The sequence below is a fragment of the Sphingobacterium sp. lm-10 genome (assembly GCF_023554555.1).
In the GTDB taxonomy this organism is placed as follows: domain Bacteria; phylum Bacteroidota; class Bacteroidia; order Sphingobacteriales; family Sphingobacteriaceae; genus Sphingobacterium.
Window position 1 is genome coordinate 433,846 of record NZ_JAMJWC010000002.1, and the last position, 18,393, is coordinate 452,238.

Here is an 18,393-nt window from a genome sequence, read left to right on the forward strand (position 1 = left end):
ATGATTACAATTACAGGGAGTAAAGGATTTGTCGGAAGAAATCTGTTCAACTATTTCAAGGATCTAAACATTGATGCAAAATGTGTTTCATTGAGAGAAAAAGGTTGGGAGCAAGAGCTTGATAACAATAGCGCAACCATTATTCATCTCGCAGGTAAAGCACATGATACCAATAACACCTCGACTGAAGATGAATACTTTAGTATAAATCGAGATTTAACGATAAAAGTTTTTCAAAAATTTTTAGCATCAGATATTCGAGACTTCTTTTATTTCTCTTCGGTAAAGGCAGTGGCGGATTCGGTAGAAGGCACTTTAGTCGAAGATACAGCAGCTAACCCACTCACTCCGTATGGAAAGTCGAAACTGGAAGCTGAACAATTTTTGTTGCAGGCCGAGTTGCCGGAAGGAAAACGGCTGTTTATCATTCGCTCTTGTATGATACATGGGCCGGGTAACAAAGGAAACCTTAATCTTCTATACAAAGTTGTCAATAAAGGGCTACCATGGCCATTAGCAGCATTCCCTAATCATCGCTCTTTTATTAGTATTGATAATTTGTGCTATCTGATTGATCAGATGATAGAGAGGCCCGAATTGCCTTCAGGTGTGTATAATTTTGCGGATGATGACACCTTGTCTACTAATGAAATTGTAGCAATCATCTCCGAAATACGGAGAAAAAAGCCAAAATTTTGGCGTATTTCGGCATCATTAATTACCAGAGTCTCGAAAATTGGTGACGCGCTCTCCTTACCTTTAAATTCAGAAAGACTGAAGAAATTAACGGAATCCTATATAGTTTCTAATCATAAAATCAAAAACACACTAGGCATAGACAAACTTCCGTTAACCGCACGTGAAGGTATGGCGAAGACAATCCGTTCTTTTGTGGGTAAACAAGAGTAATCCTAGTATATTCGCAAGTCACATTACTACAATATGCTATATATTCTGCTATTAATCGCCTTTATTTTATTTGAACTGATTTACTTTCGTGTTGCTGATCGATTCAATATTGTAGACAAACCCAACGAACGCTCTTCCCACTCCGTCATTACTTTAAGAGGTGGTGGCGTGGTTTTCTATTTCGCCGCATTGGTGTATTTTCTATGGTCTGGATTTAATTATCCATGGTTTTTTCTCGGACTTTCGTTGATGACAGTTGTATCCTTTGCCGATGATATCATGACATTGTCTAATCGGTTTAGATTAGTCGTTCATTTTTTTTCCGTGCTATTAATGACCTACGAATTAGGTTTATTTACGATGCCTTGGTTTTACTTGTTGATTACCTTTATTCTGGTTGTAGGTGTAATCAATGCATACAATTTTATGGACGGCATCAACGGTATTACAGCAGCCTATAGCTTGGCAGTTGGTGGATTGCTTCTTTTAGTAAATCATTCCATACATTTTATGGATACAGACTTTCTAAGTTTTGCTATGCTTGGTGTGCTCGCATTCGCGTATTTTAATTTTAGGGTGAAAGCTAAGTGTTTTGCCGGGGATGTCGGATCAGTCGCCATTGCATTTATTCTGTTGTTCGCCCTCGCAAAGTTGATTTTACATACAGGTAACTTTCTTTATGTACTGTTTTTAGTCGTTTATGGGATAGATACTGTTTGGACAATCGTGCGACGGCTATATTTAAGGGAGAACATTTTTAAAGCGCATCGCTCACATCTATATCAGTACTTAGCCAACGAAGTTGGCGTGCACAAACTTTGGATTTCAGCTTCTTACGGGATACTGCAGGTCCTGCTAGGTATGCTAATTATCTACATGACGAGTTATAACGTCTCCACACAAATCACATTTTCGGTTGTACTACTTCTAGTTTTAAGCGGCGCTTATTTATGGGCTAAGCAATTTATACTTAGAAAGTACGTGCGAGAAAATACTTAGATTCTTTCACGATGAATAATTCACAACATACTTTAATTCCAGGTGGAATAGCGAAAGACGAGCGAGGTCAAATCCGTTTTGTTAACGATTTTGATATGTCTGAGGTCAAACGATTTTATCTTATCAAAAACGCAGACCTGCAGGTGATACGAGGTTGGAGAGGGCATAAGATTGAGCAGAGGTGGTTTTATGTGATTTCCGGTGCGTTTCGCGTGAATCTAGTTGAGATAGATGATTGGGTAAATCCCTCTCCCAACTTGCCCATAAAAAGACTTATATTAACAGCTTCTGAAGGGCGGCTATTGTATGTTCCGGCGGGTTATGCCACCGCTTTTCAAGCTGCTGAGAATAATGCCGAATTATTGGTGTACGCAGATTACGGTGTAGAACACGCCCCCCTAGACGATCATATTTGGCCTTCTAATTACTTTCAAGAGTTTTCTTAAGCCTTATCATTCCCTATTCTTCGGACAACTACATAATTTAGTTTTGTTATTTTCTTATATTTGCTTCTGAATAGTTTATTATTTGATCTGCCAAGTGAAAATAATTTTTTGTTAGGAAGATAATGTTTGTAAGCCGAGTTTTGAAATCTAAGTTATTAGTTCATAGCCCGAGATGGTTAGTTTTGATCATCGACAGCTTTGTGGTATGGGGCTGTTTTTGTCTCAGTTACGCATTAATTATTCGACTACTTGGTGAAGTGAATTTGAGGACAATGCTCTGGCAGTCTTTGATTGTCACGGTAGTCTATTTGATTTCTTTTCTTTTTTTTAAGCCATTTAGAGGGATTATTCGGAGTACTAGCCTACATGATCTGTTTTTGATTGGAAACAGTATTCTTCTTTCCTTGCTGATTCTTTTCGTGTCTGCATACGTTGCAGATTTGTTGTTTTTCAGTCAAAGCACGCTGTTTACAATAAATCATGATATTCTTCATTTTTCTCATACGCAACTTTTCTTACACGGTATGATGGTGGGCATCGCAATGAGTGGCTTACGATTGCTATATCGAGAAGGATTTCACCAAATATTCTGGCACAAGAAGAAGAATGCCATAGCAGTAATACTTTTCGGGGCGGGCAATATGGGACATAATACGTACAATCTTTTGCATTTGGGCTCACGAAACCGATATAGAGTTGTTGCAATAGTTGACGACAATCCACAGCGTATTGGAAAACATATTAATGGAATGCCTGTTCGTTCGCTGAGCGATCTGAATACCAATTTATTGGGCGAAACTGGAGGGGTGCAAGAACTAATTATTGCGATTGATGACGTTGATCCTGAGCGACTGCGTCAAATTTCTAACGTGGCCGAGAAGCTTCCATTGAAAATTAAAGTTATTCCACCTTCTTCCAAATACATAGAAGGAGCTGTTGCAGCGCAACACATCAGAACGTTGAAAATAGCTGATCTCTTAGGAAGAAAAGCAATAAATATTGATAACCCGGTCGTATCCGGAGCTTTGCTGGGTAAAACAATTATGGTTACTGGCGGCGCAGGCTCTATTGGCAGTGAATTGGTGCGACAGATCGCGAGTTCTGCTTGTAAAAAACTCGTTATTGTAGATCAGGCAGAGTCGGCATTGTATGATGTACAACAAGAACTCAAATACATCATTAAATCGGAAAGGATAAAACCAGTAGTAGGGGATGTTAGGGATGCCATTTTTATGGAAGAGGTTTTCAAGGCAGAACGTCCGGATTTGATATTTCATGCGGCAGCATACAAACACGTTCCTTTAATGGAAGATAATCCCTACGAAGCGATATGGACTAATGTTGTTGGATCAAGTGTAATAGCACAACTAGCCGATAAATACGATGTGGAAAAATTTGTGATGGTGTCTACCGACAAGGCAGTAAACCCTACCAATATTATGGGGGCCACCAAACGCATCGCAGAAGTGTATGTGGCAGCGTTAAACAGCAAGTCCAAAACTTCTTATATAGTAACCAGATTTGGGAATGTTTTAGGATCTAATGGCTCAGTAATACCACTTTTTGAGCGTCAAATTAAGGAAGGAGGGCCTTTGACCATTACACATCCTGATATTACTAGATACTTCATGACAATTCCGGAAGCTTGTCAGTTGGTTCAGGAAGCTGCTGTTATGGGTAAAGGGGGAGAGGTCTTTGTGTTTGATATGGGGCGGCCAGTTAGAATCATGGAGCTTGCTAAGAAAATGATTGCCCTTAAGGGACTTCAATACCCTATTGATATTGATATCAAGATTGTTGGTTTACGTCCTGGAGAGAAGGTGTTTGAGGAATTATTGGCGAACGGAGAGAACACAATCAAAACTTATCATGAGAAGATTATGATTGCTAAAGTTGGCACGGACGACTTATCCGAACGCTATGCCCAGATTATGGAACTATGCGACCATATAAAATCGGTACATGCTGCTCATTCGAAGTTCGAATTAGTGTCAAAGATGAAAGCAATAGTGCCAGAATTTAAATCACAAAACTCTGATTTTACTATTCTAGATAACCCAAGCTCTGTATTTTCTGTCGAGAAGGAGAAACACACATAATTTTTTACAATTATTGGAAGATAATATGCTTTTTATATTCCAATCAATTCTTTTCCAATAGTTTTTAACAAGTATTTGATTTCCGATTCACAATCGGTATCATTGTATTGTCAACCTTTGAAAAAGATTTAGTGCAATCCATGTCTCGTTATCTCTGCGTGATAGTTTTTATGTTGTGCCATGTGATTGCACATGCCCAACATAAGTCCTTATCGAATAAATCCAGTGGCGTAGATAATCCATCTTCTCTCGAATCTATATTATTAGATCAAAAGTTTAGGTCAAATGATACTAGTGCAGCGATTGAACTCAACAAATTACTTCAAACTGCTAAAACAAAGGAAAGTCCTCAATTAGAGATCATCCATGACTTACTTGCTGCGGATTATTATTCCCGCGTAAATGATAGGGTGAATTCCAGATCTGACCTGTATTATAAAAAGGCGCTCTCTAGTGCTAAACGGATACAAAATGACGAACTCCGTTTGATCGTATTGATTAGGCAAGGTTATTATTACTTTGTTTATAGAGAATTGCAAATGGCCATTCCCTATTTTCTCCAAGCAGGTGAGTTAATTGAGCAAGTTGATTATACCCTAGTTCCTTTGTTTGGGAGGCACATACATCAAATTTCATCATTTTACGGATATATTGGGAATTACCCTGGAGCCATCAAATTGTTGCAAGGGGGGCTGCCATACTGCAAAGATGGAACAGCGTTACATATCAGTATGGTAAATTCCATGGGTGTATATAGCGAGAAGCAACAATTATTGGGGCAGGCAGTCGTGCATTTCCAACGAGCCCTTGGTATTGCACAACGAAATCAGGATAGTTTATGGATGGGTATTATCTTCGGTAACCTCGCTACGATTGAAGAACATAAAGGAAACCCTATTAAAGCAATCCGTTTGCTAAAGGAAAATGTGCGATTGTCTGTGAAATACAATGAACACATAGATGCTATGCGTTCTATGGTAAAGTTAGCAGACGTTTTGATCGATGTTGGCGAATGGAAAGAAGCAGAGGTATATCTTTCCCGAAGCGAAGTATATGTAAAATCAAAGCCCTTCTTTCTGCCGATTAAAACACATATTGCCAAATTACGCTCAGAAATAGCTAATATAAAAGGACATCAAACGGATGAACTTCAGTACCTGAAAGAATACGTTCGTTTTGATGATAGTTTGCGTACTACAGAACGGTATGATGAGTTACAAAGAGCATATTGGCAATGGCAGTCCGACGAATTTCAACGCTCTATTACGGCTTCCGAAGAAGAACGAAAGACGACTATTTTATTAGAGCTTACTTTTGGGTTGTTACTTACCTCCGTTCTATTTATTATCATATTACTTTTAAACCGGAGTAAAAATAAGCTGAAAATCAAATCTACTACGCTGGAGAAAGAACAATTGGCCTATGCACTAGAGCGGAAAGTGCTTAATAAGGAGCTGGAGACTATTACCAACTCTTGGAAGGAAGCAGAAGAAAAGTCGCAGGAAAATACGACGTTAATCGCCGGCCTACAGAATGACTTAGAGAAATTGGGGCAGGAAAATAATACGATTAAAGTACGCTCTGTTGAAGTGCTAGACGAATTGTTAAAGGAGCCCATCATGACGGATGACCGGTGGACAAAATTCAAGCTAACATTTGACCAAGTTTTTCCGGATTATTTAAAGAAAAAAAAGTTAAAATACCCTCGTCTCACCGAGGGAGACTTGAGGCTTCTAGCATTAATAAAACTCAAGTACAGCAACATGGGAATGTCCACATTGTTGGGCATTTCGATGGATGGCGTAAAGAAAGGAAAGCAGCGACTCAAAAAGAAAATGGAAGAGTCAAACGACCTGCCTTAGTTGTTGTAACATTTATATTTTTAAATTTCCCATGTTTTTTTTGTGTTAATTTTAATTTATCCGTCCATTCTTTGTCTTTTTATTACTTTTTGTAAGGTGGACAAAGGGTGGACATCGATCATTTAGACCCTTGCCTCACTTCTTCCTTTGAGGTTTTTTGGGGATTGTCCCTTATTTGTCTACCCCTTCCAACCCTTCAAACATTGTTTAAAGATATATCTCCGCGTACCTTTGGAAGTAATCAAAAATTAGTGTTCTCCTTAGTTCGTGAATAAATTTTCATAAGGTTGACTTCTTACTTTGAACGTTAAGATCGATTACTGAAGAAAATTTTGAAGTATCATTCAAATTGAAGTGGTGTTTACACAATCCTACTTCAGATTGAAAGGAGTTTTAACAGAATTTATTCACTAATTCATAAAAAGCTATGTTTAGGTATGTTCAAAATCGAGTATTAGTATACTTAAGAGCCTTCTGGATTTCAACTGATTTTATTTGTGTGAATTTAGCTTTTTTATTCGCCTTCGACCTGGCGGTAGAGTTAAATTTGATCAGATACATCGATAAATCAACATCTGCTTTCCAGTCGCTCTGGATGATGTACAATCTGCTGGCAATATTAGCCTCCTTGATTTCCCATTTATATCGTGATATCTCGATGGAGCGGTTGGAAAATATGTTTCGTGCCACTCTTCGAGCTGGCATGGGGCTGATTATTTCTTTCGGTCTATGTGTCATGTCTGGTTTTCAGCTTGCACATGCCTGGCCTTTCGTAGCTATTCTTTCTGTTGTGTTAGCTACATACTTTATTGTATCTCGCTTTTTTATGACCTATATCTATCCTGCATTTGCAAAAAGGTTCAAGTGGTCTAAGCGTGTAGCCATTATTGGACATGGTGATCATTTGGCGCCTGTCGCAGAATATTTTGAGAAGCAAGGTGATTTCTACAGCATAAATACGATTGGTTATAAAGATCAAGATGCCTTAGAAAATAAAGAAAAAACCTTAAAAAGGTTCCGAGAATATTTTGAAACGGTCTCCAAAGAGGGTATTCACGATGTTTTTTTGGTTACTACACCAGATGTAAGCGCTTACAGTGAAGATTTGATTGTCGCTGCCGATTTTCAATGTGTACAGCTAAACTTCGTGCCAGCGATTAGTGCGAGGATTACATACAATAATAGTGAGAATGCACATGTGAAATTTGATTTGCCCGTGCTGAAATCGCATGAGGAACCCATGTCGACCATGGAAAACCGTCTCAAAAAACGTCTAATAGACCTTTTTATCAGTAGTATGGTGATGATTTTTATTCTTAGCTGGATGATCCCTATTATCGGATTAATCATAAAAATCCAAAGCCCAGGTCCTATTTTCTTCAAACAACCCCGTTCAGGAAGAAATAATCGTGCATTTGGATGTTACAAATTTCGTAGCATGGTCGTCAACAAACAATCTAATGCACAGCAGGCGACCAAAGGCGATAAGAGAATCACAGCAATTGGTCAATTTCTTCGGAAAACTAATCTGGATGAATTCCCACAATTCATCAATGTGTTTCTTGGACAGATGAGTGTTGTAGGACCTCGTCCGCATATGTTATCTCACACGGAGCACTATAGTCAACTCATCCAACATTATATGGTACGTCATTTTGTAAAACCTGGTATTACAGGTTGGGCACAGATCAATGGTTATCGAGGCGAGACTAAAGATCCGGCCTTGATGGCTAAGAGGGTAGAATACGATATAGAATATCTACGAAATTGGTCCGCTATGCTTGATTTTAAAATTGTTTGTATGACGGCAATCAATATGATCAAAGGAGAAGAAAATGCTTATTAACAACCAAATCTATTTTTAATATCAAATCAACCTTTATGAAATTTAAATTCACATTTGTCGTGATGCTGCTGCTCAGTCTCTGCAGCCTACTTGCCAGCACTAACGTGTTTGCAAATGGTGCAGATCGAGATAGTATCCCCGCGTCAACCTACAACTATGGATATCCGTATCCTGTAGGATTAGGCGTCCACGTCGGAACTACCGGTGTTGGTTTACAGTATTACCAGCCCATTGGCTCTCATTTCGGGGCTAGGCTTGCAGGGAGTATCATGCCTTTCAACACCAGAGTGCAGGGAAACTACGGTGGTCGAGATACAAGAACTAACATATTCGCAAAAGCACACAATGTATCCTTGCTTTTTGGTTGGACTCCTTTTGCCTCTAATGCTGGTTTTTTCCGAACATTTAATGTTCAACTTGGAGGAGCCTACTTCTTCAAACTGGATGGCCGGTTGGAGACACGTTTGTCAGACCCTTATCAGTATGGAGAGATTGCAGTAGATCCTGAATATGTAGGGACAATTACCACACATGTAAATTGGAAGGAGACTGTAAATCCATACGCTGGGATAGGCTGGAGTAATATTGTGATCGATAGCCGTTTCTCGATGAATATCGATTTAGGAGCTTATTACTTATCTAAACCCTCTGTTCGCATGGAAGCGAGTGGTTTATTAGAAGAGAATGTGGCTAATGCGTCGCGGATTGAAAATAACATCCGCAACTATCGCTATTTACCGCGTGTAGAAATTGGGTTTAGTTACCGTTTTTGGTAAGAGGCAATCAGCCATTAGCACATGACAAAAATGAAAAAATTAGCTACTTATATAATTGCACTTATTCTTTTAGGTGCCGTTGGTTCTTGCGAGAATCCACTAAAAGATTTTGATCTTCAAATCAGTACAGAAGTTATCAAAAACTACGCAACTTTGCGTATTGTTGATCCCAATGGGAATACCATCAATGGAGTCGCTGTTGCATTGGTATCTGGCGATACGGAAGACATTTACAATATGAACGGTTTTCGTGACTTTAGACCTACCGAAAACTTGGTGACATTTGGTCTTGATCCTAAGCGTATGCCTACGGCAGCTGCACCGGTTCGCTTTCGTGTATCGATAAGTGCCAGCGGGTATACTACTCAAATTGTGCCCGTTTCCATTACAGAAGCTTCAGCAGGTATTGAAACTATTATATTGAGAAGACCGACTCAGCTTCCCGATGGTGTAAGCCAGGTTCGGCAAAATATCGCACTGGGAGCGAACGGCGCTACATTAGAGGCGATCACTATTTCTTTGGCTGCAGCAGAAGGTGGCGGACAGGTATCATTAGATATTCCAGCGGGTACTCAATTTCTTGATGCAACAGATAACGTTATTGTCGGCAGAAATTTGGAAGTGATGTTGGGAAGCATCAATGGGCGTAATCCCCAAGCACAATCCTTTTTACCAGGCGGAAGTCTTAGAAGTGATAATGTCGTCCTAGCAGGAGGCTCAACTTCGGCAGGCGCGTTTAGTCCCGGAGCTATCGCACAAATCAATATGGTGATCAATGGCATTCAAGTAAGACGATTCAGTCAGGCCTTGTCGCTGGGGTTACCTGTGCGATCCGACTATGTTAGTCCGCTTAGTGGCCGTACGATCAGTGCGGCGGAAAGTTTTGAAGTGTTTACTAATAGCAGCAGTGATAGGGTTTGGCGATTTGAGCAGAATACCTCTATAACCGGCGATGCTAGTTCCGGTTACAGAGTTACTTTTCCGATTACCCACTTAACTTTCTTTTTGGCAGGGGAATTTGCTGGAGCATGTAACGTACAGTCAGTAATCAACTTTACGGGAGATTGGATGGCGAATGGATCAACTTACCCTGTCACTGTCGAAGCGGTGTCGGGAGGTAATGTTATTTTCTCTGGGCAATATTCTATTTCAGCCAACATGGCAAGTATATCGATTGCGAACCTGCCTGTAAGTGGTGTCTCAATAGTCGTGAGAAATTCTGCAGGTAACATTTTAGCAGAAGGGCCATTAGCCGCATGCGGGCAAACCACACAAATTGCCTTACCCAATCCAGGGAATCCTACAAATCCGACAGCAACCTTACAGTTGTATGTACGCTGTCCGGATAAGGTGGATCCAATTACGCTTTTGCCAACATTTCAGCTATACTACCGTGAAACAGGTACTAGAGATTTCCAATTCTTGGGAACGGTAACTAATGGGTTTTTAAGAACAACCTTATTGCGTACAGACGGAACAAGATATGATTTTAGAGCAATCTGGAACAATCGCGTCAAAGTAGTTGGCGGTCATACTATTCAAGAAGATAATACGGCTACTGTTGGAATACAGCCTGGTGATATCATAGGTACAAAAGCCGGTGCGACTAACTTGGCTATTCTTACCGAAGAGTGTGGGAAATTGTAAATTGAATTATACATGAAAAATTAAGTATTCCATGTGCTTTCATGAGCGCTCTCGAATGATTTGCGGAGTCGTGAAATCACGGTGGTCTACGAAAGAAACAAGTGTTAGCTTGTAATTGTAGGGAAATATCCCGGGCGGTCGCTCCGGCCGGGTATTTCTACAATTTACATCGGTTATCAAGAAAAAATATGCTAAACATCTTCCGAGGAAAAAGACAATTTCAAAATCTGGATTGGATGCAAATAGATATGCATTCTCACATTTTGCCGGGCTTGGACGATGGAGCCTCGACATTGGCGGACGGCTTACAGTTGATGGAGCGGCTCAATGCCTTGGGAATTCAGAAGTTTTTTTTTACACCCCATATTTTTCAAGGGATGTACCCCAACACAACACAAGGTATTGCCAATGCTTATGAACTTGTATTAGGAAGTAATTACACAGAGATGGCTGCTGGGTTTGCTGCAGAGTATATGGTCGATACTTTTTTCGACAGTTTGCTCCAATCGGGAGAAAAGCTTGCGACTTTACCAAATAATCAGATCCTTATTGAGATGTCTTACATTCAGGAGAGTTCGTTGATTGAGAAAGTGATTTTCGATTTGCAAATGCAAGGCTATAAGCCAATTTTGGCACATCCAGAGCGTTATGTTTTCTACCATGGAAATATCAAAGCGATACAGCGATTGCGCGAACTGGGATGTCTTCTTCAATTAAATCTACTATCGCTCTACGGCTATTATGGCCCTAATGAAAAAAAGACAGCTCGCTTACTAAGTGAAAAAGGGTTGGTGGATCTTGTAGGAACAGATATTCATCACATGCGCCATGTGAAAGCGTTGGAACATTGGATTAGAAAAGAAGACTTATGGCCTTACTTCAAGCGATGCAATTTACAGAATCAGGCGTTATATGATATTGCCTATGCCTGATAAAACATATTAAAACTACAACTACAACTACAATGACTAACAACTTAAAAAAATCTTTGCCACGAACCCCCTTTTGGTATCCTATCATCAGTTTTGTTTTCGTGTTCCTCTTTGGGAGTTGCTCTGTAAAGAACATCGTATATTTTAACGACCTTCCTACGGATTCTTTAAAAGTAATGAAATCTGCGGCTGACTTTACAGAGCCAACAATCCAAGCAGACGATATCTTAAGTATTACCATTCAGACACTCGATCCAACTACAAGTAGCATCGTTAATCAGGCCGAAGCGGTGCAAGCAATTGGTGCCAGTAGTGCGGCTAGTGTTGGAAATCAAATTATCACGGGTTTCTTGGTGGATAAGGACGGCTATGTACATATGACCTTACTGGGTCGAGTTAAGGTAAAGGGTTTGACTACCTATCAGGCAAGAGAATTAATCACGAAGCAAGCAGCGCAATTCTATCGGGATCCTACGGCGCAGGTACGCTTTGCCAATTACAAAATTACCGTGCTAGGAGAAGTGATGCGGCCAGCAACTTATACAGTGCCTAATGAAAAGGTGACTGTACTCGACGCCCTAGGTCTTGCCGGAGATTTAACAATTTATGGCAAACGTGAGAATGTGTTATTAATAAGGGAAGAAAACGGTCAGAAAGCTATGGTAAGACTCAACTTAAACGATAGCGATATCTTCCAATCGCCCTACTATTATTTACGGCAAAACGACGTAATTTATGTGGAGCCAGGCAAGGCCAAAGCAGCAGCGAACAATGCCGCAAGGACACAGACCTATGCAATTGTAGGTTCAGTATTGTCCTTGTTGATTGTGCTAATAACAAGATGGAGATAACCATCATATTCTGATAATTGGATTAACGTAACGTTATATCAAGATTTTGATTTATGAGTAAAAATGACTGGAATGAAGAGTTCGAGTTTGAAGAAAAGCCCTCGGATAACAAGGAGCTCTTAAGATTAGTAGGACGGGTTATGTCCAATTGGTACTGGTTTGCGCTTTGTGCATTAATCGGTCTCACAGGCTCATTTCTATACTTGAGATACACATTGCCCATATATACCGTGGATGCAAAATTACTTGTCTCGGACGATAAGAAAGGCGGTAATTCGCTTGCCGGATCACCAATGGCCGATCTGTCTGGATTAATGGGGACGAAAAGCTCTGTAGACAATGAAGTAGAAGTGTTGTCTACGAATGATTTGATGCGAGAGACTGTTCACGCAGACAGCTCTTATATTAGTTATTATATGGAAGGAACATTTAACGACAGGCCGGTTTACAATGCGCCCTTTCGTCTGATCTTACTTTCTGACCCAGACTCCATTCGCGAATCGTTTAATTTTCAAGTGGAGTACTCCGGAGGAAAGGGAATTGTGCTGTCTGGGAGTGACACAACGATCGAAGCCGAATTGGGTAAACCCTTTCTTCTTGAGGGTGTCGGCTTAGTGTTACTTAACCAGAGCAATACTCGCACAGCGTCCAATCACTACGGCTTTACTGTAAAACCTGTCGGAACAGTTGTTGCCAGTTTGATGCGATCATTAAAGGTTTCTGTAACCAACAAAAACGTTTCCACGATAGATTTGACATTGAGTAGCACGCAGCCTAAACGAGGTGAAGAGCAACTACAACAATTGATCAAGAAATATATGGAACGAAATCTGCACGACAAAAATGTTGTGGCAGACTCTACCTTATCCTTTATAAATGCACGACTAACGGCGATTACCCAAGAATTAGCAGGAGTTGAAGATCGCATTTCTGGGTACAAGCAAAGTACTCAATTAGCAGATATGACTGAACAGAGCAGAATTCTGCTGGAAAATTCAGCTAGTTACACGAGAAGTTTAGCAGAGATAGATGTGCAGCTGTCCAGCTTAGACGGCATGTCCAGCTATTTGCGTGATGCAAGCAACCCACGTGTGGTACCCGCATCGGTGGTTTTGCAAGATGTCGCTTTCAATGCATTAATCAATCGATATAATGAATTAGTTTTGCAACGAGAGCGCCTGTTACTCGCAAATACAGAAGATAATCCGCTAGTCAAAAATATAACGATGCAGATTGCGGGTGTGCGAGAAGATATGATTAGTAGTCTCGCTTCCACGAAAAGAAACCTAGAATTGTCCCGTTCCAAACAAGAGCAGATGTCTGGTCAATTGACCTCGCAAATTCAACGTGTACCTACTATAGAAAGAGGCTATATAGATTTGGCTCGTCTGCAACAGATTAAGCAGGCTCAATATATTTTTCTGCAGGAAAAATGGGAGGAAACGGCCATAGGTCGTACGGCAAACGTGTCCAACTCAAAAGTAATCGATACACCGAAGTCAAGAGAAGAACCCATCTCTCCAAAGCGTAAAACGGCCTATGCAATGGGGTTGATCTTGGGACTGTTGGTGCCTTTGGGCTTTTTATATCTCAAAAACCTACTTAATGTCCGTGTTATGAGTATGGAAGATATCGAACGCGACAATAAATTACCTATTCTTGGTACCGTGGCTCATTCCGAGGATAAGGATCAGGTGGTCATAACCAAAACTTCCCGATCAGCTATAGCAGAACAGTTCCGGGCGATTCGTACCAATTTGGAGTTTGCTTTGCACGGCAAAAAAACCATTTTATTTACCTCATCTATGTCGGGAGAAGGAAAATCCTATGTAGCTCTAAATCTAGCTGTGTCCCTCGCTTTATTGGATAAGAAAGTACTCATTATGGAGTTAGACTTACGTAAACCGTCGATTACCACCAAACTTAACTTGCCTGCCGGGAAAGGGTTTTCACACTATGTAGTGCGGCCAGACATGCGTTTAGAAGAGATTGTTATGTCTTCCGGCGTGCACGAGAATGTAGATCTTATTCAGGCGGGAGCGATTCCTCCCAACCCGGCAGAGTTACTAGTAAGTGGAAGGGCAGAACAGTTAATGGCGACTGTTAAGGAGAAATATGATTATGTATTGATGGATGCGCCGCCTGTAGGTATGGTTACTGATGCGCAACTCCTCAATCGCTACGCAGATCTCTGTCTCTATCTGGTAAGACATGGGCACACGTACAAAGAGCAGTTACGTATTCCTAATGATTTAGTTTCTAAAGACAAGATTAAGCCAATTCAACTAGTGGTCAATGATGTGAAGGCAACAGGTGGATTTTACAGCAATTATGGTTATGGCTACGGATATGGTTATGGGGAATATGGTCAAGAGCAATCTAGCAAAAATTGGTGGCAACAATTATTCAAACGTAAATAAAACGGTCAATGGAAAAGCAGTCTAAAATATTTATAGCAGGGCATAATGGTATGGTGGGTGCCGCGATAAAAAAGGCGTTGGAAAGCAATGGTTATGGCAACCTATTGGTAAGATCATCGTCTGAATTAGATTTGCGCAATCAACAAGGCGTTCTAGATTTTTTTGAGGCAGAGCAGCCTGATGTTGTGATAGACGCGGCTGCACGAGTTGGAGGGATATTAGCGAATAATAACTTTCCCTATCAGTTTTTGATGGATAATATGCAGATTCAAAATAACTTGATAGATGCGGCTCATAAACATGACGTAAAGAAATTTATATTTCTGGGATCATCATGTATTTACCCAAAATTGGCGTCTCAGCCACTCAAAGAAGAATATTTGTTGACTGACTCTTTAGAACCGACCAATGAATGGTATGCTATCGCCAAAATAACGGGCGTAAAGGCTTGCGAGGCGATCCGTAAGCAGTTCGGGAAAGACTATGTCAGCCTGATGCCTACCAATCTCTACGGAACCAAGGACAATTTCGATCTGAATACCTCTCATGTACTGCCAGCGATGATACGGAAATTTCATGAAGCCAAAGAGAATGGGCACTTACCTGTAACACTTTGGGGTTCCGGTACACCGATGCGTGAATTTCTATTCGTAGACGATCTGGCAAATGCCGTTTTGTTTGCTTTGGAGAGTGTGTTACCCGACTACCTGTACAATGTCGGCACAGGCGTAGATTTGACGATCAAAGCTCTGGCTGAAATTATCCAAAAAACCATTGGCCACGAAGGCACTATTATCTGGGATAGCAGTAAACCTGATGGAACTCCTCGAAAGCTAATGGACATCTCAAAGATGCATAGTCTGGGTTGGAAACATCAGATAGAGCTAAGCGAAGGTATCGCCAAGACCTATGCGTGGTTTTTGGCAAATCAACAAGATTATAAGCAAGTAAAGTTATAGACATACGCGGGGTCGTTGTGATGGAAGCAACGAGGCAACAATCGAATAAAATTAACATGGATCTTAGTAAGTATGTATGGTCTACATACTTTGTACTAATTACTAAATACTACAATACATGAAAACAGCATTAATTACAGGAATAACAGGACAGGACGGCTCTTACCTAGCCGAATTGTTGCTAGAAAAAGGATACATGGTTCATGGAGTAAAACGTAGGGCTTCTTCGTTCAATACCCATCGTATAGACCACCTATATATAGATCAGCACGAACAGCACGTACGGTTTAAGCTTCATTATGGAGATCTGACAGATTCGACTAATCTGATCCGCATTATTCAGGAAGTACAACCCGATGAGATTTATAATCTTGGCGCCATGTCCCACGTAAAGGTATCATTTGATTCACCGGAATATGTCGGAAATGTCGATGGTTTAGGAACGTTGCGTATTTTAGAAGCGGTACGTATCTTAAAGCTAGAAAGTAAAACTCGGATCTATCAGGCATCGACTTCAGAACTGTACGGCGGATTAGAAGAAAACAAAAATTCAGCAGGGTTTTACGATGAAAGCTCCCCCTTTTACCCGCGTTCTCCGTATGGAGTAGCTAAGATTTATGGATTTTGGATTACCAAAAATTATCGCGAAGCGTATAATATGTATGCTTGTAATGGTATTCTTTTCAATCACGAATCACCTCGAAGAGGCGAGACTTTTGTAACACGTAAGATCACGATGGCCACTGCCGCTATTGCCTTAGGAAAGCAAGATTGTCTTTATTTGGGTAATATGAATTCATTGCGCGATTGGGGGCATGCGAAGGATTACGTAGAAGCCATGTGGAGAATCTTACAGCAGGATGAGCCGGAAGATTTTGTGATAGCAACAGGCATTACCACATCTGTTAGAGACTTTGTTCGCCTGGCGTTTCAAGAAGTGGGGGTTGAGCTGGAGTTTAGTGGCGAAGCAGAACAGGAAATAGCGATTGTCAAAAGTATCAATAATACAGACTATCAATTTAAGATTGGACAGGTTGTGGTACAGGTAGATCCTACCTATTACAGACCAACGGAAGTAGACCTCTTACTAGGCGATCCAACGAAGTCGAAAACAAAATTGGGATGGAAACCACAATATGATCTGGCCGCTTTAGTATCCGAGATGGTAATTTCAGACATTGCTTTAATGAGGGGAAATTATAATACACAATGGGAGCATATTGTAGGGTAATTGCTATCCTTACTTGAGAATTTTTAAATCTGAATTTAAATGGTTGCGTATAAAGCCATCGTTAAAAACTTGGCTGCCAATTCCTTCGGAATGGCGACCAACTTTGTCGCCCAAATTGCGATGGTTCCTTTATTCATCACATATTGGGGAGTGGGAAAGTATGCTGATTGGATTTTGATTACTGCTTTGTCAACATTCTTTGCTATGACAGATATGGGCCTTAATAGGGCAAGCAATAACGAATTTGTGATTCAATACCAGCGTCATGAGTATCAAAGATGTGAGAAGCTGCAGCTGAATGCGTTTCTATTTATCCTATTAGTTTTTCTCAGTTTCACATCCCTATCAGCTTTTGTATCTACACAATGGGGCTTAAAAGGAATGCTGGGAGTAAGCTCGTTTACAGAAATTGAAGTGTCGGCGACATTCATTTTACTTCTCTCTCAGGTGTTTATTACCATGTATGGTAGGGTTTACCATGGCGTCTTTAGAGCAACTGCTAAGACACACATTGCTATCGTGGTCGATAATGTTATCAGAATACTAGAGTTAATCGTGTTATTCCTGTCCGTTTTTTTTGGATTAGATATTATCACGTTATCATCTCTTTACATTATACCATCTATAGGTGGCTGCATATTTAAACATGTTTACACGCGATCTATATTCTCGGTCAAATTATCGTTCGGAAATTTTGATCGAGATATTTTTGTCACTATGATTAGGCCTTCTTTAGCTTTTATGGCATTTCCCTTAGGACAAGCGATCCAAAATCAGGGACTAGTATTTGTGGTGAATACGTTTCTAGGAGGAGCAATATTGGTAGCCTTTACTACTACGCGGACGCTACTTAATTTCTTACGGCAGATAATGAATATGTTGTCTACTTCTGTCAATCCGGAAGTATGCGCAGCGTACGGTAGAAAGGATATCAAGGCCATATTTGATATTTATTATCGTTCTCTTATAGTCACTGGCGTAACGACGTTAGTGTGTATGCTGATGCTACTGCTAGTAGGAAAGTTTATCTTTTTGGAATGGACCAAACATGCCGTACCATTTGATCATGCTTTTTTTACCGGAATGCTTTTCGTTATGTTTGTTTCGTGCATCTGGGGGTTAGCAAGTGTGATTCCCCTCTCCACAAATACACATACGAAATTCACGTTAACCTTTCTACTATTTCAGTTTCTAGGTGTAGGGGTATGTTATGCAGTATTATCAGTCCTTCCAACATTAAGTTATATCCCGTTGGTTTTGATCATTACAGAAACTGGCTTACTCATTTGTGTGCTAATGCAAAACAATAAATTTTTAAACACCGATTTCAAAGAGATGATCAGATCCTTATGGTCACAATCCAAATTTTTATGGAATAAGGGCGCTCGAATGATAAGGATAAACCATTAAATAAAA

Annotated in this window: 14 protein-coding genes; all 14 read left to right on the forward strand. The window is 40.4% G+C overall.

Annotated elements, in window-relative coordinates; all coding sequences use genetic code 11:
• The 14 genes from M8998_RS11865 (at position 1) to M8998_RS11930 (ending at position 18,387) form a co-directional block, all read left to right on the forward strand.
• Positions 1-909, forward strand: coding sequence for an NAD-dependent epimerase/dehydratase family protein (locus M8998_RS11865; RefSeq protein WP_249993094.1), 909 nt, complete (start codon positions 1-3; stop codon positions 907-909).
• 33 nt (positions 910-942) lie between these two features.
• Entirely contained in the window at positions 943-1,908 is a 966-nt protein-coding gene (locus tag M8998_RS11870) for an MraY family glycosyltransferase (protein ID WP_249993096.1), read from the forward strand.
• Positions 1,909-1,919: 11 nt separating this feature from the next.
• On the forward strand, positions 1,920-2,354 hold the full coding sequence (locus tag M8998_RS11875) for a cupin domain-containing protein (protein ID WP_249993098.1): 435 nt from the start codon (positions 1,920-1,922) through the stop codon (positions 2,352-2,354).
• Positions 2,355-2,626: 272 nt separating this feature from the next.
• Positions 2,627-4,453, forward strand: a complete 1,827-nt coding sequence (locus M8998_RS11880; RefSeq protein WP_249993100.1) for a polysaccharide biosynthesis protein — start codon at positions 2,627-2,629, stop codon at positions 4,451-4,453.
• A 140-nt stretch (positions 4,454-4,593) separates the two neighbouring features.
• The gene (locus M8998_RS11885; protein WP_249993102.1) at positions 4,594-6,315 is read left to right on the forward strand and encodes a tetratricopeptide repeat protein; all 1,722 of its coding nucleotides are present in this window, start codon (positions 4,594-4,596) and stop codon (positions 6,313-6,315) included.
• A 427-nt stretch (positions 6,316-6,742) separates the two neighbouring features.
• Positions 6,743-8,161 (forward strand): exopolysaccharide biosynthesis polyprenyl glycosylphosphotransferase, encoded by a 1,419-nt coding sequence (locus tag M8998_RS11890; RefSeq protein ID WP_284040397.1) that lies wholly within the window; start codon positions 6,743-6,745, stop codon positions 8,159-8,161.
• Positions 8,162-8,196: 35 nt separating this feature from the next.
• Entirely contained in the window at positions 8,197-8,937 is a 741-nt protein-coding gene (locus tag M8998_RS11895; protein ID WP_249993113.1) for a hypothetical protein, read from the forward strand.
• A gap of 30 nt (positions 8,938-8,967) precedes the next feature.
• Positions 8,968-10,584: a hypothetical protein gene (locus M8998_RS11900; RefSeq protein WP_249993115.1), complete on the forward strand. Its 1,617-nt coding sequence runs from the start codon at positions 8,968-8,970 to the stop codon at positions 10,582-10,584.
• 188 nt (positions 10,585-10,772) lie between these two features.
• Entirely contained in the window at positions 10,773-11,516 is a 744-nt protein-coding gene (locus tag M8998_RS11905; protein ID WP_249993117.1) for a tyrosine-protein phosphatase, read from the forward strand.
• A gap of 176 nt (positions 11,517-11,692) precedes the next feature.
• Complete coding sequence (locus M8998_RS11910; protein WP_249993119.1) at positions 11,693-12,367, forward strand: polysaccharide biosynthesis/export family protein; 675 nt, start codon at positions 11,693-11,695, stop codon at positions 12,365-12,367.
• A 53-nt stretch (positions 12,368-12,420) separates the two neighbouring features.
• Positions 12,421-14,787 carry a GumC family protein gene (locus M8998_RS11915; protein ID WP_249993121.1) on the forward strand — a complete coding sequence of 789 codons (2,367 nt, stop codon included), beginning with the start codon at positions 12,421-12,423 and terminating at the stop codon, positions 14,785-14,787.
• 8 nt (positions 14,788-14,795) lie between these two features.
• Entirely contained in the window at positions 14,796-15,746 is a 951-nt protein-coding gene (locus tag M8998_RS11920; protein ID WP_249993123.1) for a GDP-L-fucose synthase family protein, read from the forward strand.
• A gap of 118 nt (positions 15,747-15,864) precedes the next feature.
• Positions 15,865-16,977: a GDP-mannose 4,6-dehydratase gene (gene gmd / locus M8998_RS11925; RefSeq protein WP_249993125.1), complete on the forward strand. Its 1,113-nt coding sequence runs from the start codon at positions 15,865-15,867 to the stop codon at positions 16,975-16,977.
• Between the two features lie 39 nt (positions 16,978-17,016).
• Complete coding sequence (locus tag M8998_RS11930; RefSeq protein WP_249993127.1) at positions 17,017-18,387, forward strand: MATE family efflux transporter; 1,371 nt, start codon at positions 17,017-17,019, stop codon at positions 18,385-18,387.
• Positions 18,388-18,393 lie beyond the last annotated feature (6 nt).

Excerpts from the sequence above, each read along its gene's own strand:
- M8998_RS11865 (WP_249993094.1), top strand. The coding sequence starts at position 1 with ATGATTACAATTACAGGGAGTAAAGGATTTGTCGGAAGAAATCTGTTC.
- M8998_RS11870 (WP_249993096.1), top strand. The coding sequence starts at position 943 with ATGCTATATATTCTGCTATTAATCGCCTTTATTTTATTTGAACTGATT.
- M8998_RS11875 (WP_249993098.1), top strand. The coding sequence starts at position 1,920 with ATGAATAATTCACAACATACTTTAATTCCAGGTGGAATAGCGAAAGAC.
- M8998_RS11880 (WP_249993100.1), top strand. The coding sequence starts at position 2,627 with ATGCTCTGGCAGTCTTTGATTGTCACGGTAGTCTATTTGATTTCTTTT.
- M8998_RS11885 (WP_249993102.1), top strand. The coding sequence starts at position 4,594 with ATGTCTCGTTATCTCTGCGTGATAGTTTTTATGTTGTGCCATGTGATT.
- M8998_RS11890 (WP_284040397.1), top strand. The coding sequence starts at position 6,743 with ATGTTTAGGTATGTTCAAAATCGAGTATTAGTATACTTAAGAGCCTTC.
- M8998_RS11895 (WP_249993113.1), top strand. The coding sequence starts at position 8,197 with ATGAAATTTAAATTCACATTTGTCGTGATGCTGCTGCTCAGTCTCTGC.
- M8998_RS11900 (WP_249993115.1), top strand. The coding sequence starts at position 8,968 with ATGAAAAAATTAGCTACTTATATAATTGCACTTATTCTTTTAGGTGCC.
- M8998_RS11905 (WP_249993117.1), top strand. The coding sequence starts at position 10,773 with ATGCTAAACATCTTCCGAGGAAAAAGACAATTTCAAAATCTGGATTGG.
- M8998_RS11910 (WP_249993119.1), top strand. The coding sequence starts at position 11,693 with ATGAAATCTGCGGCTGACTTTACAGAGCCAACAATCCAAGCAGACGAT.
- M8998_RS11915 (WP_249993121.1), top strand. The coding sequence starts at position 12,421 with ATGAGTAAAAATGACTGGAATGAAGAGTTCGAGTTTGAAGAAAAGCCC.
- M8998_RS11920 (WP_249993123.1), top strand. The coding sequence starts at position 14,796 with ATGGAAAAGCAGTCTAAAATATTTATAGCAGGGCATAATGGTATGGTG.
- gmd (WP_249993125.1), top strand. The coding sequence starts at position 15,865 with ATGAAAACAGCATTAATTACAGGAATAACAGGACAGGACGGCTCTTAC.
- M8998_RS11930 (WP_249993127.1), top strand. The coding sequence starts at position 17,017 with ATGGTTGCGTATAAAGCCATCGTTAAAAACTTGGCTGCCAATTCCTTC.